This is a genomic window from Natrononativus amylolyticus (assembly GCF_024362525.1).
In the GTDB taxonomy this organism is placed as follows: domain Archaea; phylum Halobacteriota; class Halobacteria; order Halobacteriales; family Natrialbaceae; genus Natrononativus; species Natrononativus amylolyticus.
In genome coordinates, this window is the sequence record NZ_CP101458.1 from 2187184 (window position 1) to 2210617 (window position 23434).

A 23434-nucleotide genomic window follows, 5' to 3' on the forward strand; every position below is an offset into this window, starting at 1 on the left:
AAAACTATTGTTCGAGTAACATTTTCTGGCAGTCAGTTCGACCGGCCGGTCCGCGAGAATCGACTCGAAAGCTTATAGCGAACGGTCTCACTACGGACGCCTATGCTCACTTTCATCGGCCTCGGCCTCTACGACGAGCGCTCGATCACCGTCGAGGGGCGGGGCGCGCTTCGCCGAGCGGACCGGGCCTACGCCGAGTTCTACACCAGCGAGCTGATCGGCACCGACCTCGAGACGCTCGAGTCCCACCACGGGATCGACATCGAGGTCCGCGATCGGGCCGGCGTCGAACAGCACCCCGAGGAGATCCTCGAGGCGGCCGAGCGCGAGGACGTGGCCTTCCTCACCGCCGGCGACACCATGATCTCGACGACGCACGTCGACCTCCGGCTCCGGGCGCACGACCGGGGGATCGAGACCCGCGTGATCCACGGCGTCACCGCCCAGACCGCGACGAGTTCGCTCACCGGCCTCCAGAACTACCGCTTCGGGAAGGCGACCACGCTGCCGTTTCCCTACGCCCACGGCGCCGACGGCCTCCCGGCGAGCGTCACGGAAACGATCGACGACAACCGCGCCGACGGCCTCCACACCGTCGTCTACCTCGACATCAAAGTCGACAACGAGGCGGCGGTCCGGCGGGCAGAATCGGCCGGCGACGACACCGCGGGCGGCGAGGCCGGCCAGACGTACATGACCGCCGACGTCGGCGCCTCCCTGCTCGCCGAGGCGTACCCCGGTCTCGTCGGCGTCGTCGTCGCCCGCGCGGGCAGCCCCGATCCGGTCGTCGAGGCCGCGACGATGACCGAACTCGCCGACCGAGAGTTCGGTGACCCGCTCCACTTGCTCGTCGTTCCCGGCGAGTGCCACCTGCTCGAGGCCGACGCCCTCTGTGAACTCGCGGGGGTCGATCGTGACGCCCTCGACGTCGTATAGTCCCCTGGAATCGACCGTCGCGGCTCCGTCGGCGACCACGAGAATCGCTCGATCCGACACCGTTATGTGTACAGTCAGTGCCAGACACGTACACGATAACGCATGGAGGACGGTGTGAACGCGGACGGGGACGCAGACGAGAGCCGGGAGACCGACGACCGGTTACGGCTCGCAGTCGAAGCCGCGGAGATGGGCACGTGGGAACTCGACCTCCAGAGCGGGGAGTCCCCGGTCCGGTCGCGACAGCACGACCAGATCTTCGGCTACGAGGAGCCGGTCGAAGACTGGAGCCTGGATCGCTTTCTCGAGCACGTTCACCCCGACGACCGCGCCGACGTGGAACGACGCTTCGAGACGGCCCTCGAGACGGGCGAGTGGCGGTTCGAGTGTCGGATCCGCCGGGCCGACGGCGAGCAGCGGTGGATCATGGCACAGGGGGAGTTCTTCTACGACGGTGGCGAGCCCGTTCGCGCGGTCGGGATCGTTCAGGACGTCACGGAGCGCAAGGAGCGACAGCGGGAACTCGAGCGACAGAACAAGCGCCTCGAGAGCTTCGCCAGTATGCTCGCCCACGAGGTCAGAAACCCGCTGGGTATCGCCCAGATCTACCTCCAGCACGCCAGACGCGGTGACGACGACGCGTTCGATCAGGTCGAGACCGCTCACGAGCGGATCGAGGAGATGATCACCGTCCTGCTGGTCCTGGCCGAGGGCAAGCAGTCGGCCGTCGATCCCGAGCCGGTCTGTCTCGGCGGACTGGCGACCGAGGTCTGGGAGACCCTCTCCGCTCCGGACGGTCGCCTCCGCGTCGAAACGGATCTCGTCGTCGAAGCTGAACCTCACCACCTCCGACACATCCTGGAGAACCTCTTCGAGAACGCCCTCGAGCACGGCGGCGACGACGTCGCCGTCCGCGTCGGTGGTCTCGACGACGGGTTCTACGTCGCCGACGACGGGCGAGGGGTACCGGAGCCGAAGCGCGAGCAGGTCTTCGAGGCGGGCTACACGACGGACACGAGCGGGATCGGTCTCGGCCTCACGTTCATCGGCCAACTCGCCGACGCCTACGGGTGGGACTGTCGGGTCGCCGAGAGCGAAACCGAGGGCGCCCGGTTCGAGTTCACCGACGTCGACGTCGTGTCGACGGGGTGAGGTGAACGCGGGCGTCGGACGACGACCAACCGCCCTCAGAGCCGGTCGACGACCGCCGCCGTCACGTCTTCGGTGGTCGCGTCGCCGCCGAGATCCGGCGTCCGCGGCCCGGACTCGAGGACGTCCTCGACGGCCTCGCGGACCGCCGCTCCCTCCTCACAGCCGAGGAACTCGAGACACATCGCCGCCGAGAGGATCGTCGCGGCGGGGTTCGCCACGCCCTCGCCCGCGATGTCGGGCGCGGTGCCGTGGACCGGCTCGAACAGTCCGCGTTCGGGGCCGACGTTGGCGCTCGGCAGCAATCCGAGCCCGCCGACGAGCCCCGCCGCGAGGTCCGAGAGCACGTCGCCCGCGAGGTTGGGGCAGACGACGATATCGAACTGCGCCGGGTCGAGACAGACGTGCGTCGCGAAGGCGTCCATCAGCACCTCGTCGGTTTCCACGCCGCGCTCGTCGGCGACCGCGAGGACGGCGTCGCGAAATCGCCCGTCGGTCTCGCGCATCACGTTCGCCTTGTGAGCGACGGTGAAGCCGTCGGCGCCCCGGGTTTCGACGAACTCGCAGGCGAACTCGGCCAACTGCTCGGAGGCCGAGTCCGTGACGACCCGCGTGAGCGTCGAGAGGTCGTCGCTCAGCCGGTCCTCGTGGCCCGAGTAGACGCCCTCGGTGTTCTCCCGGAGAAAAACCAGGTCCGTCTCGGGACGGAGGGCGTCGACGCCCGGATACGCCTTCGCGGGGCGGACGTTGACGAACGAGTCGACGGCCGCCCGCAGCGGGAGGATCACGTCCGCGGCCGTCTCGCCCGCCGCACCGAACAGCGTCGCGTCGGCGCTGGCAGCGAGGTCGTACGTCTCTCGCGGAAGGGCCTCGCCGGTTTCGTCTCTGACGTGGTCGCCGGCGTCCGCGTACGTGAACTCGAACTCGAGGTCCGTCGCCTCGAGGACGTCGACGGCGGCGGGAACGACCTCCCGGCCGATGCCGTCGCCCGGAATAACCGCGATTTCGTGGGCGGTCATACGGGTCTGCCGTCCTCCACGTACGGCAGCGACTCGGCCGTCTCGCGAACCGCGTCGGCGTTGGCTTTCATCAGCGCGGTCGTGTCCCAGACGCCCTCGACGAGGGCCTTCCGCTGGGCCTCGTCGACCGCGACGTCGACGGTCGTCTCGCCGTAGGTGACGGTTTCGGCGGCGACGTCGACCTCGAGTTCTCCGTCCGGGTTCGCCTCGACCCAGTTCTGGATCGCTTCGACCGTCTCGGCGTCGGCCGTCACCGTCGGGATGCCAAGCGCGAGGCAGTTACCCGCGAAGATCTCGGCGAAGCTCTCGCCGACGAAGGCGTCGATCCCCCACCGCTGAAGCGCCTGCGGGGCGTGTTCGCGGGAGGAACCGCAGCCGAAGTTCGCGTTGACGACCATCACCGAGGCGTCGCGGTGTTCGGGCTCGTTCAGCGGGTGTTCTTTCTGGTTGTCCTCGTCGTCAAATCGCTGGTCGAAAAACGCGAACTCGCCCAGGCCGTCGAAGGTGACGACCTTCATGAACCGGGCGGGGATGATCTGGTCGGTGTCGATGTCGTTGCCGCGGATCGCGACCCCGGTTCCCGATACCGCCTCGACGGACGGGATCTCGACGTCCTCGGACGCGGTCATTGCATGGTCACCTCCTTGAGTTCGCGAACGTCAGTTACTTCGCCGGTGATCGCCGCCGCGGCGACCATCCGCGGGTTCATCAGGACGGTACGGCCGTCCTTGCTCCCCTGTCGGCCGACGAAGTTCCGGTTCGAGGAGGACGCACAGGCCTCGTCGCCCTCGAGCTGGTCTTCGTTCATGCCCAGACACATCGAGCAGCCGGCGTTGCGCCAGTCGAAGCCGGCTTCCTCGAAGATCTCTTTGAGGCCTTCCTCCTCGGCGGTCTCCTGGACGCGCTGGCTGCCGGGGACGACCATCGCCCGTACCTCGGGGTGGACCTCGCGGCCCTCGACGATTCGGGCCGCCCGTCGCAGGTCGGGCAGCCGGGCGTTGGTACAGGAGCCGAGGAAGGCGACGTCGATCGGGTAGCCCGCCATCGTCTCGCCGGGTTCGACGCGCATGTGTTCCTGGGCGCGTCGGGCGGTATCTCGCTTGTCCGCCGGCAAGCCTTCGGGCTCCGGAATCGGATCCGTGATGCCGACGCCCTGACCGGGGGTCGTCCCCCAGGTGACGACCGGCTCGAGTTCGCCCGCGTCGATGGTGACGACGTCGTCGTACTCGGCCGTCTCGTCCGATTTGATCGACTCCCAGTACGGTTTGAGCTCGTCGAACGCCTCGGGGTTCTCCCGGAAGTAGTCGGTCTCTTTCAGGTACTCGTAGGTGGTCTCGTCGGGGTTGACGTAGCCCGCGCGGGCGCCGCCCTCGATCGACATGTTGCAGATCGACATCCGACCCTCCATGCCCAGACGTTCGATGGCGGAGCCGGCGTACTCGTAGACGTAGCCGACGCCGCCCTCGGTTCCCAGTCGGCGGATGATCTCGAGGATGACGTCCTTCGCCTCGACGCCGTCGCCGAGTTCGCCCTCGACCTCGATCTTTCTCACTTTCTGCTTCTCGAAGGCGAGGGTGCCCGTCGCGAGCACGTCGCGGATCTGGCTGGTACCGATTCCGAACGCGAGCGCGCCGAAGGCGCCGTGAGTCGACGTGTGGGAGTCGCCGCAGACGATCGTCTTTCCGGGCTGGGTCAGTCCCTGCTCCGGGCCGACGACGTGGACGATGCCCTGATCGCCGCTGTTCGGGTCCGAGAACTCGATGCCCGCCTCGCGGACGTTCTCCTCGAGTTCGCGCATCATCTCCTCGGCGGCGTCCTCGGCGTACGGGCGGGACTGATCCGCCGTCGGAATGATGTGATCGACCGTCGCGTGGGTGAGTTCGGGGTAGGCGACCTCGAGGTCGCGCTCCTCGAGCATGCCGAACGCCTGCGGGCTCGTCACCTCGTGGATGAGGTGGAGGCCGACGAACAGCTGTTCCTGGCCGGTCGGCAGCGTCGTCACGCTGTGGCGGTCCCAGACCTTGTCGTACAGGGTGCGCTCGCTCATTCCTCGTACTCGTAGGCGACGTCGTCCTCGCTGCCGCCCCGCTCGAAGACCCGATTGGCGTCCTCGGCCTCCTTCGGCGGGGTGTGGCTCACGTCTTTCATCCGCCGCTCGTCGTCGTCGCGGTCGGAATCGACCGCGTTCGCGCGGCCGCCGTCGGCGGCCACGATCGGCCCGCGGGTGAACAGCTGTCCCGTGCTCTCGCCGGTGTAGGGGTTGGTGTGGCTGACTCGTTTCATCGTCCGTCGGTCGCTGGCTGTGTCGTTTGCAGTCATCGTTCTGGGTTCCGTCTCCGTTCAGTCGTCCGCCGGCACTTCCGCCGGCTCGGTCTCCTCTTCTTCCCACTCGAACAGATCGCGCAGCGGCGCGCCGATCTCCTCGATCTCGTGTTCCTCGTCGTGGCGTTTCAGCTGGGTGTACGCCGGCCGCCCGGCCTGGTTCTCGTTGATCCACTCGCGGGCGAAGGTGCCGTCCTGGACCTCCTCGAGCACCTCCTCCATGTTCTCTCGTACCGTCTCGTCGACGATCTCGTCGCCGCGGGTGAGCCCGCCGTACTCCGCCGTGTCGCTCACGGAGTACCACATGCCGCCGAGCCCGTCCTCGTACATCAGGTCGACGATCAGCTTGAGCTCGTTCAGGCACTCGAAGTACGCCATCTCGGGGGCGTAGCCGTTGTCGACGAGCGTCTCGAAGCCGTGCTTGACGAGGGCGGTGACGCCGCCACAGAGCACGGCCTGCTCGCCGAAGAGGTCGGATTCGACCTCCTCGCGGAACGTCGTCTCGACGACCCCCGCGCGGGTGCCGCCGATGGCCTGCGCGTAGGCGAGGGCCTCGTCTTTCGCCTCCCCGGTGTAGTCCTGGTAGACGGCGATCAGGGCGGGCGTGCCGCCGCCGTTCTCGTAGTCCCGGCGGACGATGTGGCCCGGCCCCTTCGGGGCGGCCATCGTCACGTCGACGTTCTCGGGTACCGAAATCTGGTTGTAGTGGATGTTGAACCCGTGGGCGAACATGACGGTGTTGCCGGCCTCGAGGCCCGGCTCGATCGCCTCGAACACCGCCGGCTGGACGGTGTCCGGCACGAGCATCATCACGATGTCCGCCTCTGCGGTCGCCGTATCCGGCGTCGTTACCCGGAGCCCGTCGTCTTCGGCCTGCGCCCACGAGGAGGAGTCCTCGCGAAGGCCGACGACCACGTCGACGCCGCTGTCGTGGAGGTTGAGCGCGTGGGCGTGGCCCTGGCTGCCGTAGCCGAGGACGGCGACCGTTTTGTCCTCGATGTAGGCGGCGTCTGCGTCCTCGCCGTAGTAGATGTTCGTCGTGAATGCGTCGTCTGCGTTCTGTGTCGTATCAGTCATCGTCGGATGGTGCGGTGTGTGGCTGGTTCGTCTGCTCGACGCGCTGTGCGGCCTGGTTGGGCGCGACGCCCGCGGTGTCCTCGGTGCCGCGGGCGAGCGCCGTCGTTCCCGTTCGTGAAATCTCGCGGATGCCGAACTGGCTGAACGCCTCGATCGCCGAGTCGATCTTCTGGCGGGCGCCCGTGATCTCGACGGTCGCCGTCTCGGGGCTCGCGTCGACCGTCTTCCCGCCGTACATGTCCGCGACGGCGGCGACCCGGTCCGGCCGAGTGGCGTTGACCTTCACGAGCGCGAGCTCCCGGCGCATCGCGTCGGGCTCGAGTTCGCGCACGGCGACGACCGGGATCAGCTTCCGGAGCTGCTTTTTCACCTGGTCGATCCCGGGGTCGGTCTCCTCGACGACCAGCGTGATCCGCGCGCGGTCGTCGTCCTCCGTCGGGCCGACGGTGAGGCTCTCGATGTTGAACTGTCGCCTCGAGAACAGCCCCGAGACGTCCGAGAGCACGCCGGGTTCGTGCTCGACGAGCACCGAGATGACGGTCCGACGAGGCTCGTGTCTGGCCTCGACTTCGGGATCGATCCGGATCCCCTGGGCGTTTCGACGCCCCGTCGATTCGGGGCGTTCCTCGGGAGCGGGGCCGTCTAACCCGCTCATAACTGGTCCTCCGACAGCGCGAACTGTCCGTTGTCGCCGCCGCTCGGAACCATCGGGTAAACGTTCGCCCGCGGGTCGATGTGGACGTCGATCACCGAGGGGCCGTCGTACGCGACCGCTTCCTGGATCGTGTCTGCGACCTCGTCGTAGTCGTCGATGCGGAAGCCGCGGGCGCCGAAGGCCTCGGCCAGCTTGTCGAAGGCGGGACACCAGTGGTACTCCGAGGCGGAGTGGCGGCCCTCGAAGAAGGCGTCCTGCCACTGGCGGACCATGCCGATGTACTCGTTGTTGAGCACCGCGACGGTGATGTCGAGGTTCTCCCGGACCGCGACGGCGAGTTCCTGCATCGTCATCAGGAACGAGCCGTCGCCCTCGACGCAGATCACTTCCTGGTCGTCGTCAGCGGCGAGTCGCGCGCCGATCGCCGCGGGGAGGCCGTACCCCATCGTGCCGAGACCGTGACTCGAGACCCAGGTGCGGGGCTCGGTGTAGGTCCAGTACTGGCAGGCCCACATCTGGTGTTGTCCGACGCCGGTCGTCACGATCGCGCGGTCGCTCGTGGCCTCGTCTAACGCCTCGACGACGAACTGGGGTTTGACCGGCTCGTCCTCGGGGGTGTCGTAGGCCATCGAGTACTCCGACTTCCACTGCTGGCACTGCGCGCGCCACTTCGTGGCTTTCGGCGACTCCTCGACGGCCTCCGCCAGCTGGGTGACGACCGTCGCCGCGTCGCCGACGAGCGGGTACTCCGCGTGGACGTTCTTGCTGATCTCGGCGGGGTCGATGTCGACGTGGATGATCTCCGCGCCCGGCGCGAACGTGTCGATGCCGCCGGTGAGGCGGTCGTCGAAGCGGGTGCCGACGGCGATCATCGCATCGCAGTGGGTGATCGCCATGTTGGCGTAGCCGGTGCCGTGCATCCCCGCCATCTCCATGGCGAGTTCGTGGTCCTCGGGGAACGAGCCGATCCCGGGCATCGTCGTCACCACCGGGATCTCGTGTTCGGTCGCGAACGCGCGACACTCCGCGGCCGCGTCGCCCTTGATCACGCCGCCGCCGAGCAGCATGATCGGCTTCTGAGCGCGCTCGATCCGTCGGGCCGCCTCGGCGACGATCGTCGGGTCGGCCCGCTCCTGAACGTCGTACGTCGCGGGCGTTTTCGGTTCGGCCGGCTCGCGGTCCGTCTCGGCCAGCGTCACGTCCTTCGGCAGGTCGACCAGCGTCGGGCCGGGGCGGCCCTCGGCCGCGAGCGCGAACGCCTCGCCGACGTCGTCGCCGACGCTGTTCGGATCGCTCGAGAACGTGTTCGCCTTCGTGATCGGCGCCGTCACGCCGGTCGTGTCGGTCTCCTGGAAGGCGTCGTTGCCGACCAGTTCGGTGGGAACCTGGCCGGTCAGCGCGATCATCGGATCGGAGTCCATGTCCGCATCGGCGATGCCGGTCACGAGGTTGGTCGCCCCCGGTCCCGAGGTGGCGAGACAGACGCCTGGCTCGCCGGAGACGATGCCGTAGGCGTCGGCGGCGTGGGAGGCACCCTGCTCGTGGGCCATCGTCACGTGCCGGATCGGCGAGTCGTAGAGGGCGTCGTAGACGGGCATGATCGCGCCGCCCTGGACGCCGAAGGCGTACTCGACGCCCGCGGTCTCGAGGGCGCGGACGACCGCCTCTGCGCCCGTGGTTACCGGCCGAGCGTCGGCGCTCGAGTCCGCCGCGGACTCCTCGGTGTTCTCCTCGCGGGTGCGGTCCTGTTCCGTTCGTGGGGAAACCGACGTCGCGCGCTCGCTCATCGATCCCCTCCCGCCGCGGTCGTGCGGCGTCGTGGTGTGTCTCGTGTCATCTGGTGGTGGGCTGGTCGCTCTGAAAACGGTGCGGGTTCGGGTCGGAGAGAGGGGTGAGTAGGGGCTAGGCGGCCCCTACAATAATGAGCGAAGCGGACGCGGCGCTGTCGGCCGTGCGAGCCGAAGCGAGTGCGCGTCGCGCCATTACCTGCACAGTAGCGAGCCCGACCGATATAAGGCTTGTGTGGGTGGCAACCGTTGCACACTCCCGGCTGCGCCAGCGGGTGCTCGGGGGGAGCGGTCGTCGGAGCCCGCATCCTCAGGCTCGCACCTCCTCTCTACGTCTGTCGACGTTCTCCTCCTCGGCGAAGCGCTCCAGGTCGGCCACCGTGACGCGGCGCTTCTCCGCGCCGTAGTCCTTCACGCGGCGGGTGACAGCGCGGACCTCCTCGTCGGTCGGGTCGAAGCCGCGCTCGGTCAGCCGTTCGCGCACCGAGTGGGTGCCCGTGTGTTTGCCCATGACCAGCTTGCGGGTCGCGCCGACCATCTCGGGGGTCATGACGCCGGGTTCGAACGTGTCGCTGTTCTCGATGACGCCGGCGGCGTGGATACCGCTCTCGTGGGAGAAGGCGTTCGCGCCGACGACGGGTTTGTTCCCCGGCGTCTCCATGCCGCTTTTCTCCTCGACGATCCTCGAGAGTTCGGTGATCCGGGTCGTGTCGATGCCGGTGTCGGTCTGGTACACCGACTCGACGGCCATCACGAACTCCTCGTAGGCGGCGTTACCCGCGCGCTCGCCGATGGAGTTCACCGAGACCTGGGCCTGCTCGGCGCCGGCCTCGATGCCCGCCAGCGCGTTCGCGGTCGCCAGCCCGAAGTCGTCGTGGGTGTGGACGTCGATCCGGGCGTCGGTGTGCTCGCCGATCGTCTCGATCAGGTCGTAGAACCGCCGCGGGGTCGCGACCCCGCAGGTGTCCGGAACGTTGATCCAGTCGGTGCCCGCCTCGGTGACGGCCTCGACGACCTCGAGCAGGAACGACTCGTCGGTTCGCGTCGCATCCATCGGCGAGAACATGCACGTGGTGCCGGTTTCACGGACGCGTTCGACGGAGTCGACTGCGCGCTGTACGACTTCCTCTCTGGTGGCGTGCATCGAATCTTCGATCTGGACGTCGCTCGTGCTCACGAAGACGTGAACCATCTCGACGCCGGAGTCGAGTGCGGCCTCGACGTCGCCCTCGACGACGCGGGCCAACCCGCAGGTCGTCGTGCGCGTCGAGGAAGCGATGTCGCGAACGGCCTCGAACTCGGCCTCGCCGTTGACGGGGAACCCGGCCTCGATGACGTGGGTGCCCATCTCGTCCAGAATAGCTGCGATCTCACGCTTGTCGTCGTAGGAAAACGACGTCCCGGGAGACTGTTCGCCGTCCCGCAGCGTGGTGTCGAAAACCCGTGCCGTCTGAATCTCCTCAGTGGAATCTAACGTGCCCTGGAAGAACTCGACCGCCCTGACTGGTATCAGAGCCGGGTGTGTCTGGTGTAGACATTGTATCTCCATCCGAGGCTCGAGGTGATATATAAACCTGGCGCTGAGACAGGTTTCGGCAGTATTTGTACAGAGTCGCTCAGCCATGTACATCGACGAAACCGCAGGACATCAACGACCTATGTCTCACCATACATCCTTATACACTACCGGATGATACTGTGTGAAGTTCGTGCATGGTAGACCGTGACGTTGTAATTTCCGACCGGTTTCTTGAGAACCGAAGGTCCGGCGCGCTGGCGCGCGGCCTCGACTGAACGAGTGTCCAGTTGGAGGGCGCTTCCGGCCGTCGCCGATTTCCGCAGCGTGTCAGTATTATACCACGGCTCGTGGTACGCCGCCCCGCAATGACATCCGACGACGTGATCGACCTGCTGACGACGGCGTACGTCGACGAACTCGAGACCGTGATGAACTACCTGACGAACTCGATCGTCCTCGACGGCGTCCACGCGGAGGAGGTAAAGGAGAGCCTCGCGGCGGACGTAGAGGAGGAACTCGAGCACGCCCGCCTGCTCGGCCAGCGGCTGAAACAGCTCGAACACGCCCCGCCCGGCTCCGAGGGGTTCGAGCCCCACCAGTCGAGTCTCCAGCCACCCGAGGACACCACGGACGTCCAGTCGGTGATCGAGGGCGTCCTCGAGGCCGAGGAGGAGGCGATCGAGACGTACCGCGCGCTACTCGAGGCCGCCGAAGAGGCGAACGATCCGGTGACCGAGGACGTCGCCGTGACGATCCTGACCGACGAGGAAGCCCACCGCAGCGAGTTCCGCGGCTTCCGGAAGGAGTTCCCGTCGAATTAAAAGACGACGGTTCACTCCAGGGGAACGTTTTTCTCGTCTCCCTCCGACCCACGACCATGAGCGACTTCGACCTCGACCTCAGAGCGGTCGAGGAACACATCGACGAGGAACTCGAACTCGAGGGCGAACTCGTCCTCGGGGTACTCGACGGGACGAACGACCCAGAGGAGTGGCTCGAGGCGGTCGCGAGCGGCAACGTCCTCGTCCTCTACGTCGACGGGAGCGTCAACGAACTCGCCGCGGGCTTCGCCCGCGACGTCAAGGAGTCCGGCGGCAGCCTCGTCCACTTCCGGGGCTTCCTGATCGTCGCGCCGCCGGGGATCGACGTCAACACCGACCGGCTCTAACCCGGCCGTCAGCGGGAGGTTTCGGAGACGATCGTCAGGTGGTGACCGTCCGGGTCGCGAATCACGGTTCCGTCCGTGCCGCCCTCGAGGCGACACGCGCGGTCGGCGACCGCGTCGGCCGCGCGGTCGGGGTTCGGCGCTTCGAAACCGAGGTCGACGTGGACGCCGCCGCGGGCGTCAGCGATCCCGAGGTGGGGTTCCCACAGCTCGAGCGCCACCGGGCCGTTCATCCGCACCCGTTTCCGGTCGTCGCCCCGGTCGACCGTCTCGAAGCCGAGGTCGGCGTAGAAGGACTCCGCCGCCGGGAGCGACTCGACCTCGAGGACGACCTCGAAGATCCCGTCGATTCCCGGCCCGGGAACGCCCTGTTGGCCGAGTTCGACGCAGTTGCCGTCGGGGTCGTAGCAGTAGAGCGACCTGGCGCTCCCGAAGGTGAACTCCTCGAGGTCGTACTCCTCGCTCAGGCGGTCCCACCAGTCGTCGTACTCCGCGTCGGGGATCGAGAACGCGAAGTGCGTGTGAAGCCCCCCGCGGGGAACCCCCGTGGGTCGGCGGACGACGAGGTCGGTCTCGCCCGCGGCGAACGCCACGGCGTCGCCGCGCTCGTCGGTCACCGATAGCTCGAGCGTCTCCTCGTAGAACCGTCGCGCCGGCTCGAGGTACTTGACCTCGAGGGCGAGCCAGGCCAGCCGGGTCAGCATGCCTCGACGTACTCCGGCCGCCCTCAAAGAGGCGTCGCCGGACCGGTTGCCGACAGACGTCGGCCGCGCGCTTATACCGTCGGTCGTAGTAACCGACGCATGGCATTCCGCGTCGACGAGCGCGCGACGGAACTCCGTGAGATCGACCGGTTCGAGGGCGGCGCCGGCTGGCTTGCACACCCCGAGGAGACGATGCAGCGGGCGAGTCACGCCCTGGTCGCCGACGGCGAGGTGTGGGTGACCGACCCCGTCGACGCCGAAGGTCTCGACGACCTGCTCGAATCGCTGGGCGAGGTCGCCGGCGTCGTCGTCGGGACCGACAGACACACGCGCGACGCTGCGGCGATCGCGCGACGACACGGCGCTCACGTCTACCTCCCCGAGTTCTTCGACGGCGTCGCCGAGGACCTCGAGGCGCCGATCGTCCGCTTCGGGGACGAACTCGCCGACACCGGCCTCGAGGTCCGCACGCTCCACGATAGCCGGTTCTGGCGGGAGGTCGCGCTGTTCGACCCCGAGCGAGGGACCCTCGTCGTCCCCGAATCCCTCGGAACGGCGCCGTACTTCCTGGCCGGGGGCGAACGCCTCGGCGTCCACCCGATGCTTCGGCCGGTGCCGCCCCGCGAGCAACTCCGCGGACTCCGACCCGAGCGGATCCTCGTCGGCCACGGCGAGGGCGTCCTGCGCGACGCACCCGAGGCGCTCGAGACGGCGCTCTCGGGCGCTCGCCGACGAACGCCGCGGCTTTACGCGGAGAGTCTCTGGCGGTTCCTGCCGGTGTAGCGCCGGAAACCGGTCGCCGCGCTCGACAGTCACGTCGCCTGTAACACACCACTATTGTCGCGGCCGTCGTAGACCCCCCGTGGTCTACATAACCCGCGCCCTGGTCGACGTCCTCGTCGACCTCGCGAGAGAGGCGGACCCGGATCCGGTGAGTACCGGCATCTCGACGACGCCGGCGGGCAACCTCGAGGGGGCCGAGGAGCTGTCGGCCGAGACGGCGGTCTTCACGGACTTCTACCTCCCGGACCCGGGCAACCCCGTCAACGCCGTCTTCGGCGTCGACCTCACGACGCCCGCCGGCCAGACCCAGGGACAGTTCGTCTCCCACCCGGTCGGCGAACTCGAGGTGACCAAGCGCGACGACCTCGCGCCGGTGATCGTCGTCGCGACGCTCCCGTGGGGGACCGGCGAGGACTCCTTCGGCGCGTTCAACCGACTGGGCGAGCGCCAGCCGCTCTCGATCGTCGACGCGAGGGCGCCGGACGGCTCGTTGCCCGAGGAGTCGTCCGTCTGAGCCGGGTCGGCGGTCCGCGCAGAGCCGTTACTCCAGGTAGCCCAGCCCCCGAAGCTGCTCTGCGATCTCCTCGAACTCCGCCTCGGTGAGTTCGCCAGAGCGCTGGTGCTGGATCACGATGCTTCGAAGCAGAAAGCGAACGAGATCGCTCGTGCTCTGGAAGCTCGTTCCCTCGATCGTCTCGTCGACCCGCTCGGCGAGATCCTTCGGAATCGACACCGTCGTGTACTCGGTCATACCGGTATCGAGCACCGGCGGCGTGAAATCGTTGTCGACGGCCACACGTACCTCCGGTTCCGACCGCCCGCTGTCGTAGCGACTTTGAGAGCGGAGCGCCTACGCCGCCCCATGGGAGTCCGGCCACCATCGAACGGAGACGACGACGAACCCGACAGCATCGAGTTCGGCATCGCCGCCGTCGACGCACACCTCCGGGACAGCGACCTCTCGTTTCCCGCCTCGAGGACGGCTGTCGCGTCGACGCTGGGCGAGAAACCGGTGCCGTACGACGTCCACGGAAACGACGTCGCGCTCGGTGAGATCCTCGAGGAGGTCGACCGCGAGGAGTTCGCGACCCGCCAGGAGCTACTGAACGCCCTGCACCCCCACTTCGAGGAGTACCGAAAGCGCCACTCCGGAGGAGTCGTCCAGCAGTTACGGTCGTTTCTCCCCTTCTAGGGCTCCTTCCGTCCGTTCTCTCGCGTGATTCGCTCGAGGCGCCGTCGCTGTTCGCGGTGCAGTGTGACGATCATGTCCGAGAGCACGCCGAACATGAGCAGTTGCACGCCGAGTAAGATGGCCGCAGCCGAGACGACCGCGAGGATCTCGTGGCCGGTCCCGTACCAGACCCACTGGGAGAGCACGTAGAGCGCGATAACGCTCCCGGAGGCGATGCCGGCGAACCCGAAGAAACCGAAGTAAAACAGCGGGTTGTTCGTCTTCGCCAGCGAGTACAGCGCGAGGAGGATCGTCCCCCCGTCCCTGACCGGGTGGAGGTTCGTCTCCGAGTCCTCGGGTCGGGCGCGGTAGCTGATCGGCACCACCGTCGTCTCGACGCCGTGTTTGACGCACTCGACGGCGAGTTCGGTCTCGATCGTAAAGCCGTCCGAGTCGAGCGAGATGCGCCGGAACGACTCGGTCGTAAACGCCCGGTACCCCGAGAGGATGTCCTCGTAAGCCGCGCCGTGGATGAACCGGAACGCCCGGTTGATCAGCCGGTTGCCGACGCCGTTGAGCCGCTTCATCGCGTCGTCGTCCATGTCCGCGAAGCGGTTGCCGATGACGTGCTCGTAGCCGTTCGCGAGCGGCTCGAGCATCCGATCTGCGTCCGCCGGGTCGTAGGTGCCGTCGCCGTCTGCCATCAGCACGTAGGGGACGTCGACGTGGTCGAGCGCCTCGCGAACGGCCTGGCCCTTCCCGCTGCCGGACTGGGTGATCACGCGGGCGCCGCGCTCGCGTGCGATCTCCCGCGTTCGATCCTCGGAGTCGCCGTCGACCACGAGGACGTTCGTGTAGCCGTAGCCCGCGAAGCCGTCGATCACCTCGCCGATCGTCGCCTCCTCCTCGAGTGTCGGCAGCAGAATGCAGACGTCGTCCGGGGAGAGCGACCGCTCCTCGCTGGTCACGGCGACACCGCCGTCGGGCCGGGGACTCGCGTCGGGACGAGCCGCGTCGTCGTCCATTACCGTCGTCTCGATGCCGAGAACCGAAAAACGTACTGGTCGGGTTCGGGTGGTGACACGTCCGATCCGCCCCGTCGAGGCGCTACCAGGTCAGCCCCTCGTACGCCTCGAGGCCCCCCTCGTCGACGTCGATCCGCCGGCCGTCGACGAGGATCCGGCGGGCCATCCCGTCGAACGAGAGGTCGTCGAACTCGGGCCAGTCCGTCGCGACGACCGCGCCGTCGGCGCCCTCGAGGGCCGCCTCGGCCGACTCGGCGTACTCGATCTCGGGGTACGTTTCGCGAACGTTGTCGATCGCGACCGGGTCGTAGGCGACGACCGTCGCGCCGCGGGCCTCGAGTTCGGCGACGACGTCGAGCGCGCGGGACTTGCGGGTGTCGTCCGTGTTCGGCTTGAACGACAGCCCGAGGACCGCGATCCGCGCGCCGGCGAGGTCGACGTGGGACTGGATGGCGTCGACCAGCCGCACCGGCTGTTTGTCGTTGACCTCGACGACGGCGTCGAGCAGCGTCGGCTCGTACCCCTGCTCTCGCGCGCCCGCCCTGAGGGCGTTGACGTCCTTCGGGAAGCACGAACCGCCCCACCCCAGGCCCGACCGGAGGAACCGATCGGAGATCCGGTCGTCGAGCCCGACCGCCTCGAGCACCTCGTAGGCGTCGGCGCCGTACTCCTTCGAGATGTTCCCCAGCTCGTTCACCAGCGACACCTTCGCCGCGAGGAAGGCGTTGTTGGCGTACTTGATGAGTTCGGCCTCTCGCACGCCGGTCTCGACGAGGTGGGTTTCCTCGCGTTCGAGAATCGGCCCGTACAGCTCCCGTAGCGCGGCGAAGGCGCCCTCGCCCGTCGCCCCAACGACGATCTTGTCGGGCTCGAGGAAGTCCCGAACCGCAGTACTCATCCGGAGGAACTCGGGGTTCATCGCGAGGTGGAGGTCCTCGCCGACGCGCTTGCCCGAGCGGTCGGCGACGATCGGCCCCACGACGTCCTCGGTCGTGCCGGGAAGCACCGTCGACTTGACGACCACGAGGTGGTCGTCGTTCTTCTCCGCGAGGGCGTCACCGAGGGACTCGGCGGCGGCCTCCATGATCGCGAGGTCGAGGCTGCCGTCGTCGGCCTGCGGGGTCGGTAGACAGAGGAAGGTGAGTTCGGTGTCGCGGACGGCGCCGTAGTCGGTCGTCGCCCGGAGGGTCGTCCCGGCGTGTTCGGCGATGCGCTCTGCGAGGCCCGGCTCGTGGATCGGTGCCTCGCCCGCGTTGATCGCGTCGACGACTTCCTCGTTGATCTCGACGTTGACGACGTCGTGTCCGAGCTCCGCGAGGCAGGCGGCGATGGTAGTGCCGACGTAGCCGCTGCCGATGATCGAGACGTTCATGACGGGGGAGACGAGGTGCGGGTGTTAGTGGTTTTTGGGTTCGGTCCGGAGTCGACGCCGTAGTATGAGTAATTATTACCCTGGTTCGTGTACGATGAAAAAATGCGCCGGCGCGTTCGTCGTTCCGTTTCGATTATTCGCACGCAGGGAATGATGAGTCTACTCGCCGAAATGTTCGATTTCGGGCGGTACACACTCCGAACATGGGTGACGGTAGCACTCCGAAGGGTATCAGACCCGCGCCCCATCCTCTGGTTGGCTATCCAGTTCCGTGCGGTCGTTACGAACCAGCGATACACCGACACGGATCCGTTCAAACTCGTCTGGGTCGATCCGGATGAGGTCGCCTGGTTCGGTCCCGACGTGCCCAAACGGTGGGGGGCCGTCAGGGACGGGCCGTGGGATCAGCACAGCAGACGGTTCGAAGAGAAACCGGTGTACTCGTCGATGGTCGCCCGGTTTCAGGAGAACGTCGACTGGGAAGAGACCGAAAAATACCACCGCTATCTGACGAAACTCGAGAACCACGAAACGACCAAGGGGATGACGACGGAGGCTGATCTCCGGGTGTACTACCGCGGAATCGACGAGTTGTACGAACGGATCGCCGCAGAGGGCTACAAGACCCAGGAGAAGCTCCTCCGCGAATCACCCGGTCGGACGTTCGAGTCGAACAACGATAGCCTGCACCCGCTGTTGAACGAACTCCGAGTCTCGATCGGCCGTGATGGTTCGTTCCACAAGAGGGGCGCTGGAGACCACCGGCTCTCGATCGCGAAGGTGCTCGGCCTCGAATCGATTCCCGTCCTCGTCGCGTCCCGCCACGAGGAGTGGCAGGCCCTCCGCGATGAGATCGCCGTCGCGAAGCGATACGAGGACCTCAGCGACGACGCCCGAGTACACCTCGATCATCCCGATCTGCAGGATCTCGTTCCACGGACCTGGCGACAGCGAGGCGACTCGAGCGGCCAGGAATAGGATCGCGAGGCTACGGCTCCGCAAATTCGCAGAGATCCGGGTGCGACTGTGACTCCTCGAGTCCCGCCGCGACAACGCGTTCTCGGCGGGCCTGCCAGGCCGCGTGGCGGACGACGACCCGAACCGGGATCGTCTCGAGTTCGAGCACCTTCGCGATCGAGAGACGGTGGTTGCCGCCGCCACAGAAGATTAACGCGCCGTCGCGGCCGATGCTAACACACACCTGATCGAGCGCCGTCGACACCCGCGTGTCCGGCCCGTCGTACCCGCGAGCGGGGTCGTAGCCGTGTCGGCGCATGCTCTCGTAGAGCCCGTCGATGCGCTCGTACCGCCGCTGCAGATCCGCGAGCGAGAAGCAGCCGTCGACCTCGCCCTCGGCCTCGAGCCGTCGGCACAGCGCGTCGTGGCCGACTGTCTCCTCCCAGTCGCGGCCCTCAACGAATCGCTGTTCGACCGACCGGTACTTCAACGACTCCTCGTAGGGGACGACCCGGCGGTCCCAGTCGCCGCCCCGGACCGCGCCCGCCTCGAGGTACTTGTTGATTCCGTGGTTCGCGTCGACTATCGCGTTCGGGTCGACCTCGATCAGCGCGAACGGGTCGGCGAGCGCCTCGTAGCCGTGGACCGAACGGTAGTACTCGAGTCTCGCGTGAGCGAGGGTGCGGGCGAGCAGAGGGTGGTGAGCGAGGTACGCCCGTCCCGAGGAGACGAGCCCCCGGAGTCCGCCGGAGGCGACGACCGACCGGGCTCGCGCGACCACTGACATGGATCGGGCGTTCGCCCGAGCGCGGTAAATACCGTCCGGTATCGCCGCGAGCCGTCAGCGATTTGGTCGCGCTCGACGAACGCGAGAGCATGTCACTCCGACGCGCGCGTCGAAAGGCCCGTGCCGTCGGACCCGTCGATTTCCTGCGGCGCGGAGTTCAAACGGCGGCGAAGCCGCGACTGATCGCCGCGACGGCCGCGACCCGGCTTCGAATTCCCTACCGGACGCGAGCAGAGCTGTCGGGAATCGCGAGCGGCTGTCGATCGATCGGCAGCGCGGAGACGATTACGGTAGAGCCGCCAGCGGACGCCCCCGCCCAGCTCGAGCGGGTCGCCGGCGAGTACCGACTTGAGCGGCCGGTCGTCTGCACCGTCGCGAACGCCCGTCTGCTCGGACCGGACGCGCTCGCGGTCGGGCCGGACGGCGCGTTCCTCCTCGAGACGTCCCTCGGCCGCCGCGACCGCCTCGAGCGCTCGCTGCTCGCCGATCCGCGGCTGTTCGCGCTGGCGACCGCACGACCCGGCTCGCTCTCCGGCCCGCGGGCGACCGATCGACGGCTCGGAACCGTCTGCTCGCTCGTCGACGCCTCCCTCGAGGGGTACTCCCACTGGGTGCTGAAGGGACTGCCGCGCCTCGAGGGGCTCCGTCGGTGGGAGGCCGAATATGGCGTCCGGCCGTCGGTTCTGCTTCCCGAGGCCGCGCCGGCGTACGTCCGCGACTCGCTCGCGTGCTTCCGCTACGGCGACGACCGCCTCCTCGAGTGGGACGGCACCGACACCGCGGTCGACCGGCTGGTCGTTCCCTCGGTCCGCTCGCCCGAGCAGCGCCGGTCAGCGTACGAACAGCTGTTCGAGTACGACCTGACCTACAAGCTCACCTCGCCGGCGGCCTGCGCGTGGCTCAGATCCGAGCTCCGGAAGGGGCTCGAGGGCGACGAGCCGTCCGATCTGCCGGACCCGCCGGCAAACGGCGGGCGGCGCCTCTACATCTCGCGGGCCGACGCGGGCCGGCGGCGCGTGCTCAACGAAGATGCCGTACTCGAGGCGCTCTCCCCCCTCGGCTTCGAGTCGCACGCGCTCTCCAACCTCGCGTTCGCCGACCAGGCGCGGCTCTTCCTCGAGACGGACGTGATCGTCGCTCCCCACGGCGCCGGGCTGGCGAACCTCGCGTTCGCGAGCGACTGCGCGCTGGTCGAACTGTTCGGTGAGAAAGTCAAGCCGACCTACTGCATGCTCGCCTCGGCGCTCGGACTCGAGTACGAGTACATGCGGTGCGAGCCGAGAGGAGCCGATCTCGCGGTCGACCCGGAGCGGATTCGAGCGCACGCCGCCCGGTACTGCTGACCGGCGCGAGGGAGCGGTAATTCACCAGCGATCGCCGGTCGAAACGAGAGGGGGTTCTGCAGTCGCGAGAGGCGCCGTTCGATCGACCCCGCGGAAAACGCGTTGTGATCGGCGAATGTCACGCGGGCTGGAAGACAACGAAGGACGTTTACCGACGGGTGGGAACTGTACGCCAACGCCGGCTATGAGAATCGGGCAGACATCCTTCCTCCAGTTCGTCGCCGAAATTGCCGCCTCCGCAATCGGTTTCGTCGCGACGATCTACTTCGCCCGCATCCTCGGGCCCGAGATTCTCGGTTACTACGCCGTCGCGCTCGCGGTCGTGACCGGCCTCGGCATCGGCGGCAACATCGGGCTCTCGAGCGCGATCACGAAGCGGATGAGCGAGGGTGAGGAGCCGAACGCGTACTTCTGGGCCGGAGCCAGCATCATCCTCTCGCTGTTTCTCGTCCTCGCGATCGGCGTGCTCGCGTTCCACGAGCAGGTGAACGCCTATATCGGCGCCGACGTTCACTGGCTCATCGTCTTCATGCTGCTCGCGAGCCTGTGTTACTCGCTGTTCAATGCCGCGCTGAAGGGCCGACACCTCGTCCACGTCTACGCCGTCCTGAAACCGCTGAAGATCGGCGGCCGGGCCGTCGTCCAGATCGCGCTCGTCCTCGCCGGCCTCGAGCTCACCGGGATGCTGATCGGCTACTCGACCGGCTGGGTGATGGCCGCGGCGGTCGCGGTCGTCGTACTCACCCCCCGGTTCGAACGCCCCTCGCGGCGTCACTACGCGAAGCTGCTCGAGTTCGCGAAGTACTCCTGGCTCGGCCGCGTCCAGGGGAAGACGTTCAGCGAGGCCGACATCCTGATTCTGGGGGCGCTCGTCTCGAGCGCGCTCGTCGGGATCTACTCGATCGCGTGGGCGCTGTGTTCGTTCTTCCTGATCTTCGCTCACGCGATCAGCACGGCCATGTTCCCCGAGATCAGCAAACAGAGCGCGCGGGGGGAGTCCGGTCGGATCGCCAGGCTGACGACGGACGCGCTCGCCTTTGCGGGGTTCGTCCTGATCCCCGGCGCCGTCGGCGGGATACTCGTCGGCGACAGAGTCCTCGCCGTCTACGGAGCGGAGTTCGTCGAGGGGCAGGCCGTCCTCCCGATCCTCCTGTTCGGCTCGCTGCTGTACGCCTACCTCGACCAGCTCCTGAACACCCTGAACGGGATCGACCGTCCGGACGTCGCGTTTCGCGTCAACGGGCTGTTCATCGGGACGAACGTGGTCGCCAACGTCGCGCTCGTCTACGCGTTCGGCTGGGTCGGCGCGGCGGTCGGGACCGCGCTCTCGGCCGCCGTCGGCCTGGTAGCCGCGTTCTGGTTGATACGCCGGCGCCTCGCGTTCGAACTCCCGGTCGCCGAGATCGGCCGCCAGTGGGCGGCGGCGCTCCTCATGGCCGCGGCGGTCTACCCGGCGACGCTCCTCGCGGGCCCGCCCGCCGAGACGCTGCCCGCGGCGATCGTCACGGTCGTCATCGTCGGGATCGGCGCGGCCGTCTACACGGTCGCCCTGCTCGCGATGTCGGCGCGATTTCGGACCGTCGTCAGAGAGAATGTCCCCGTCGACCTCCCGCGCGTCGCCGGCCGCTAACCGCTGGCCGCGGCAGGGTCAACCGCGACGTGGGCCTCCGGCGACGCGTTTCCCGCTCGCGCGTCGTGGGCGTTACAGCACGCTCGCGTAGATCTCGAGTAGCCGATCCCCGATTCGCTCCCAGCTCACCTCCCGGACGACCTCGCGGCCGTTCGACCGCTCGCCGACCTCGAGGACGCGAACGAGGTGGTCGACCAGTTCGTCCTCGGACGTCCCCACGCCCGACGGCTCGACGCGCTCGAGGCGGGTCCGGACGTCCCCGACGGCCGTCGAGACGACCGGCAGGTTGCAGGCCATCGCCTCCTTGACCGTGTTCGGCGACCCCTCGTGTCTCGAGGTGAGCAACAGCGCGTCGGCGGCGTTCATGTACGTCGCCACCCGGTCGTGGCGCACGCCCGAGATGGTCCGGAGTTCGATCTCGTCGTCGAGCCGATCGCTCGCCCGCGCGACGACGCGCTCGGCCAGCGGGTAGTTCTTTCGCTCGTAGTCGGGCGCGTACGGGAACAGCACGTTCGTCGCCCGCGGGTCCCAGCCGACGGCCTCGCAGGCCTCCCGGCGATCCATCGGTTCGAACCGCTCGAGGTCGATCCCGCTCGGCAGGATCTCCGCATCGCGGCCGAGCAGTTCGCGCATCTCCTCGCTGCGAACCGTGATCGCGTCACAGCGCCAGGCGCACGCCTTCGTCACGAGTCCGTCGAAGCCGACGACGTCGGACCCCCACAGCGTGAGGACGACGGGGAGCCGACGCTGCGTGATCGCGTAGGGAGCCGTGAGGCCGTAGTTCGCGTGGATCAGATCGTACTCGCCGCGGCGAAGCTCGCGGCGGACCTGCGGGACGAACCGGAGGTACTCCCTCGGCCCGCGACCGCGGCCCATCGCGCCGTCGATCTGGTCGGCACCGGGGACGACGAGCACCGTCGTCTCGACGCCCTTTCGCTCGAGCGTGTCGATCTGCTGGTCGAAGAAGACCTCTCGAGCGGTCACGAGCTGGAGGACGCGAAGGCGCTCGTCGGGGGAGACGACGAGCGTCACGCGTCGTCTCCGATCAGCTCCCGGCGGGGTTGCGTCAGACCGTACAGGTAGCCGAAGCCGACCGCGCCGGTGAAGACGAAGATCGCCACGAGCTGCTTGAGCTCGGGCATTGAGGGCGCGCGCACGAGGTCGCGAACCCGTATCGGGACGAACTCGAGCATGAGCCGTTTCAGGTAGTCGTTCTTGTCGCCAGCGGCCTCCGGCAGCAGGAGGTCCATGATCCGTTTGGAGTAGCCCTGCCAGAACGAGCGGAAGACGAGCCAGCGGAAGTCCCCGCGGTAGTCGAACAGCCTGTGGTTGACGACCGCGTCGGTGTTGTAGATCACGCCCTTGCCGTACCTGTTCGCCATCCGGATGCAGACCGGCGCCTCGTGGGCCTGGATGTGCCGGTCGCCCTTGCGGCCCGTGTTTTCGTCGTAGCCGCCGACGGAGAGGAAGACCTCCCGGTAGAAGGAGATGTTCGAACCGTAGGTGTTCCGCAGTTCCTCCATGTGCTCGCCCATCCCTCGCTCGTCACAGCCCACGAGCCAGTAGAACTCCGCGGGGAAGAAGTCGGGTTTCTCGGTGACCCAGTCCGGTTTCGCGTGGCCGCCGACGGCGATCGCGTCGGTTTCGTCGTACACGCGCGCGAGCTCCGCGATCCAGTCGGGCTCGGCGACCGCGTCGTCGTCGATGAAGGCGACGACGTCGCCGGTGGCGATCTTCGCTCCCCGCGTTCGACTGGAGGAGATGCCCTGGTTCTCGTCGTTGCAGTGGAGGACGACGCCCTCGCGGTCGCCGAACTCCTCGCAGACCCGGTCGAAGACGGCGTCGTTACCGTCGACGACGACGACGACCTCGAGCGGCTCGTACGTCTGGGCGAGGACGCTCTCGACGCACTCCGAGAACACGTCGTAGCGCTCCATCGCGTACGTACAGATGACGACGGAGACCTTCATTGGCGTTCGGTTTCCGTGAGCGGCGAATAAGCCTTGCCCTTCAGACGGACGACCGGAGGTCGT

General features: G+C 67.7%; 25 protein-coding genes. 10 read left to right on the forward strand and 15 right to left on the reverse strand.

The genetic code is table 11. The features are described from left to right. The first annotated feature begins 102 nt into the window (after positions 1-102). Together dph5 and NMQ11_RS11585 are read left to right on the forward strand one after the other, a co-directional pair. Positions 103-936: a diphthine synthase gene (dph5, locus tag NMQ11_RS11580; protein WP_255168284.1), complete on the forward strand. Its 834-nt coding sequence runs from the start codon at positions 103-105 to the stop codon at positions 934-936. A 102-nt stretch (positions 937-1038) separates the two neighbouring features. Next, positions 1039-2088, forward strand: coding sequence for a sensor histidine kinase (locus NMQ11_RS11585; RefSeq protein ID WP_255168285.1), 1050 nt, complete (start codon positions 1039-1041; stop codon positions 2086-2088). Positions 2089-2123: 35 nt separating this feature from the next. Here NMQ11_RS11585 and leuB read toward each other — a convergent pair whose 3' ends face one another. The 8 genes from leuB to NMQ11_RS11625 form a co-directional block, all read right to left on the reverse strand. Then, entirely contained in the window at positions 2124-3104 is a 981-nt protein-coding gene (gene leuB, locus NMQ11_RS11590) for a 3-isopropylmalate dehydrogenase (protein ID WP_255168287.1), read from the reverse strand. Next, complete coding sequence (gene leuD / locus NMQ11_RS11595; RefSeq protein WP_255168289.1) at positions 3101-3733, reverse strand: 3-isopropylmalate dehydratase small subunit; 633 nt, start codon at positions 3731-3733, stop codon at positions 3101-3103. The genes leuB and leuD overlap by 4 nt, the downstream gene beginning before the upstream one ends. Further along, the gene (leuC, locus tag NMQ11_RS11600) at positions 3730-5151 is read right to left on the reverse strand and encodes a 3-isopropylmalate dehydratase large subunit (RefSeq protein WP_255168291.1); all 1422 of its coding nucleotides are present in this window, start codon (positions 5149-5151) and stop codon (positions 3730-3732) included. The genes leuD and leuC overlap by 4 nt, the downstream gene beginning before the upstream one ends. Continuing rightward, positions 5148-5423 carry a DUF7989 family protein gene (locus NMQ11_RS11605; RefSeq protein WP_255168293.1) on the reverse strand — a complete coding sequence of 92 codons (276 nt, stop codon included), beginning with the start codon at positions 5421-5423 and terminating at the stop codon, positions 5148-5150. The genes leuC and NMQ11_RS11605 overlap by 4 nt, the downstream gene beginning before the upstream one ends. Positions 5424-5444: 21 nt before the next feature. Beyond that, the gene (gene ilvC / locus NMQ11_RS11610; protein ID WP_255168295.1) at positions 5445-6503 is read right to left on the reverse strand and encodes a ketol-acid reductoisomerase; all 1059 of its coding nucleotides are present in this window, start codon (positions 6501-6503) and stop codon (positions 5445-5447) included. Next, entirely contained in the window at positions 6496-7158 is a 663-nt protein-coding gene (gene ilvN, locus NMQ11_RS11615; RefSeq protein WP_255168297.1) for an acetolactate synthase small subunit, read from the reverse strand. Before ilvN ends, ilvC begins: the two co-directional genes overlap by 8 nt. Further along, positions 7155-8945, reverse strand: a complete 1791-nt coding sequence (gene ilvB, locus NMQ11_RS11620) for a biosynthetic-type acetolactate synthase large subunit (protein ID WP_255168299.1) — start codon at positions 8943-8945, stop codon at positions 7155-7157. Before ilvB ends, ilvN begins: the two co-directional genes overlap by 4 nt. 310 nt (positions 8946-9255) lie before the next feature. Then, positions 9256-10494 carry a LeuA family protein gene (locus NMQ11_RS11625; RefSeq protein ID WP_255168301.1) on the reverse strand — a complete coding sequence of 413 codons (1239 nt, stop codon included), beginning with the start codon at positions 10492-10494 and terminating at the stop codon, positions 9256-9258. A gap of 335 nt (positions 10495-10829) precedes the next feature. On the opposite strand from NMQ11_RS11625, the gene NMQ11_RS11630 reads away from it, so the two are divergent. Together NMQ11_RS11630 and NMQ11_RS11635 are read left to right on the forward strand one after the other, a co-directional pair. Further along, complete coding sequence (locus NMQ11_RS11630; protein WP_255168303.1) at positions 10830-11285, forward strand: ferritin-like domain-containing protein; 456 nt, start codon at positions 10830-10832, stop codon at positions 11283-11285. A 56-nt stretch (positions 11286-11341) separates the two neighbouring features. After that, complete coding sequence (locus NMQ11_RS11635) at positions 11342-11632, forward strand: DUF5779 family protein (RefSeq protein ID WP_255168307.1); 291 nt, start codon at positions 11342-11344, stop codon at positions 11630-11632. Positions 11633-11640: 8 nt separating this feature from the next. Here the strand turns inward: NMQ11_RS11635 and NMQ11_RS11640 are convergent, their stop codons facing one another. Then, complete coding sequence (locus tag NMQ11_RS11640) at positions 11641-12333, reverse strand: VOC family protein (protein WP_255168316.1); 693 nt, start codon at positions 12331-12333, stop codon at positions 11641-11643. Positions 12334-12432: 99 nt separating this feature from the next. Between NMQ11_RS11640 and NMQ11_RS11645 the strand changes: the two genes are divergently transcribed. After that, positions 12433-13116: an MBL fold metallo-hydrolase gene (locus tag NMQ11_RS11645; protein WP_255168318.1), complete on the forward strand. Its 684-nt coding sequence runs from the start codon at positions 12433-12435 to the stop codon at positions 13114-13116. 79 nt (positions 13117-13195) lie between these two features. Further along, a complete protein-coding gene (locus NMQ11_RS11650; RefSeq protein ID WP_255168320.1) occupies positions 13196-13630 on the forward strand; it encodes a JAB/MPN domain protein-containing protein in 435 nt (144 codons plus the stop codon). A gap of 27 nt (positions 13631-13657) precedes the next feature. Here NMQ11_RS11650 and NMQ11_RS11655 read toward each other — a convergent pair whose 3' ends face one another. Continuing rightward, positions 13658-13867, reverse strand: a complete 210-nt coding sequence (locus NMQ11_RS11655) for a ribbon-helix-helix domain-containing protein (RefSeq protein ID WP_255168322.1) — start codon at positions 13865-13867, stop codon at positions 13658-13660. A gap of 111 nt (positions 13868-13978) precedes the next feature. Between NMQ11_RS11655 and NMQ11_RS11660 the strand changes: the two genes are divergently transcribed. Next, a complete protein-coding gene (locus NMQ11_RS11660; RefSeq protein WP_255168324.1) occupies positions 13979-14308 on the forward strand; it encodes a DUF5789 family protein in 330 nt (109 codons plus the stop codon). On the opposite strand, the gene aglJ is transcribed toward NMQ11_RS11660, so the two are convergent. Then, positions 14305-15312, reverse strand: coding sequence for an S-layer glycoprotein N-glycosyltransferase AglJ (gene aglJ / locus NMQ11_RS11665; RefSeq protein ID WP_255168326.1), 1008 nt, complete (start codon positions 15310-15312; stop codon positions 14305-14307). The genes NMQ11_RS11660 and aglJ overlap by 4 nt on opposite strands. Positions 15313-15394: 82 nt before the next feature. Then, entirely contained in the window at positions 15395-16684 is a 1290-nt protein-coding gene (gene aglM, locus NMQ11_RS11670; protein ID WP_255168327.1) for a UDP-glucose 6-dehydrogenase AglM, read from the reverse strand. A 153-nt stretch (positions 16685-16837) separates the two neighbouring features. On the opposite strand from aglM, the gene NMQ11_RS11675 reads away from it, so the two are divergent. Further along, positions 16838-17662: a hypothetical protein gene (locus tag NMQ11_RS11675; protein ID WP_255168328.1), complete on the forward strand. Its 825-nt coding sequence runs from the start codon at positions 16838-16840 to the stop codon at positions 17660-17662. Between the two features lie 10 nt (positions 17663-17672). On the opposite strand, the gene NMQ11_RS11680 is transcribed toward NMQ11_RS11675, so the two are convergent. After that, complete coding sequence (locus NMQ11_RS11680; RefSeq protein ID WP_255168329.1) at positions 17673-18428, reverse strand: hypothetical protein; 756 nt, start codon at positions 18426-18428, stop codon at positions 17673-17675. 89 nt (positions 18429-18517) lie between these two features. Between NMQ11_RS11680 and NMQ11_RS11685 the strand changes: the two genes are divergently transcribed. Both NMQ11_RS11685 and NMQ11_RS11690 read left to right on the forward strand, forming a co-directional pair. Next, positions 18518-19771 (forward strand): glycosyltransferase family 61 protein, encoded by a 1254-nt coding sequence (locus NMQ11_RS11685; RefSeq protein ID WP_255168330.1) that lies wholly within the window; start codon positions 18518-18520, stop codon positions 19769-19771. Between the two features lie 184 nt (positions 19772-19955). Then, positions 19956-21401 carry a lipopolysaccharide biosynthesis protein gene (locus tag NMQ11_RS11690; RefSeq protein WP_255168331.1) on the forward strand — a complete coding sequence of 482 codons (1446 nt, stop codon included), beginning with the start codon at positions 19956-19958 and terminating at the stop codon, positions 21399-21401. Between the two features lie 72 nt (positions 21402-21473). On the opposite strand, the gene NMQ11_RS11695 is transcribed toward NMQ11_RS11690, so the two are convergent. Together NMQ11_RS11695 and aglG are read right to left on the reverse strand one after the other, a co-directional pair. Next, the gene (locus tag NMQ11_RS11695; protein WP_345781435.1) at positions 21474-22433 is read right to left on the reverse strand and encodes a glycosyltransferase; all 960 of its coding nucleotides are present in this window, start codon (positions 22431-22433) and stop codon (positions 21474-21476) included. After that, entirely contained in the window at positions 22430-23371 is a 942-nt protein-coding gene (gene aglG / locus NMQ11_RS11700) for a glucosyl-dolichyl phosphate glucuronosyltransferase (protein ID WP_255168332.1), read from the reverse strand. The genes NMQ11_RS11695 and aglG overlap by 4 nt, the downstream gene beginning before the upstream one ends. Positions 23372-23434: the final 63 nt, after the last annotated feature.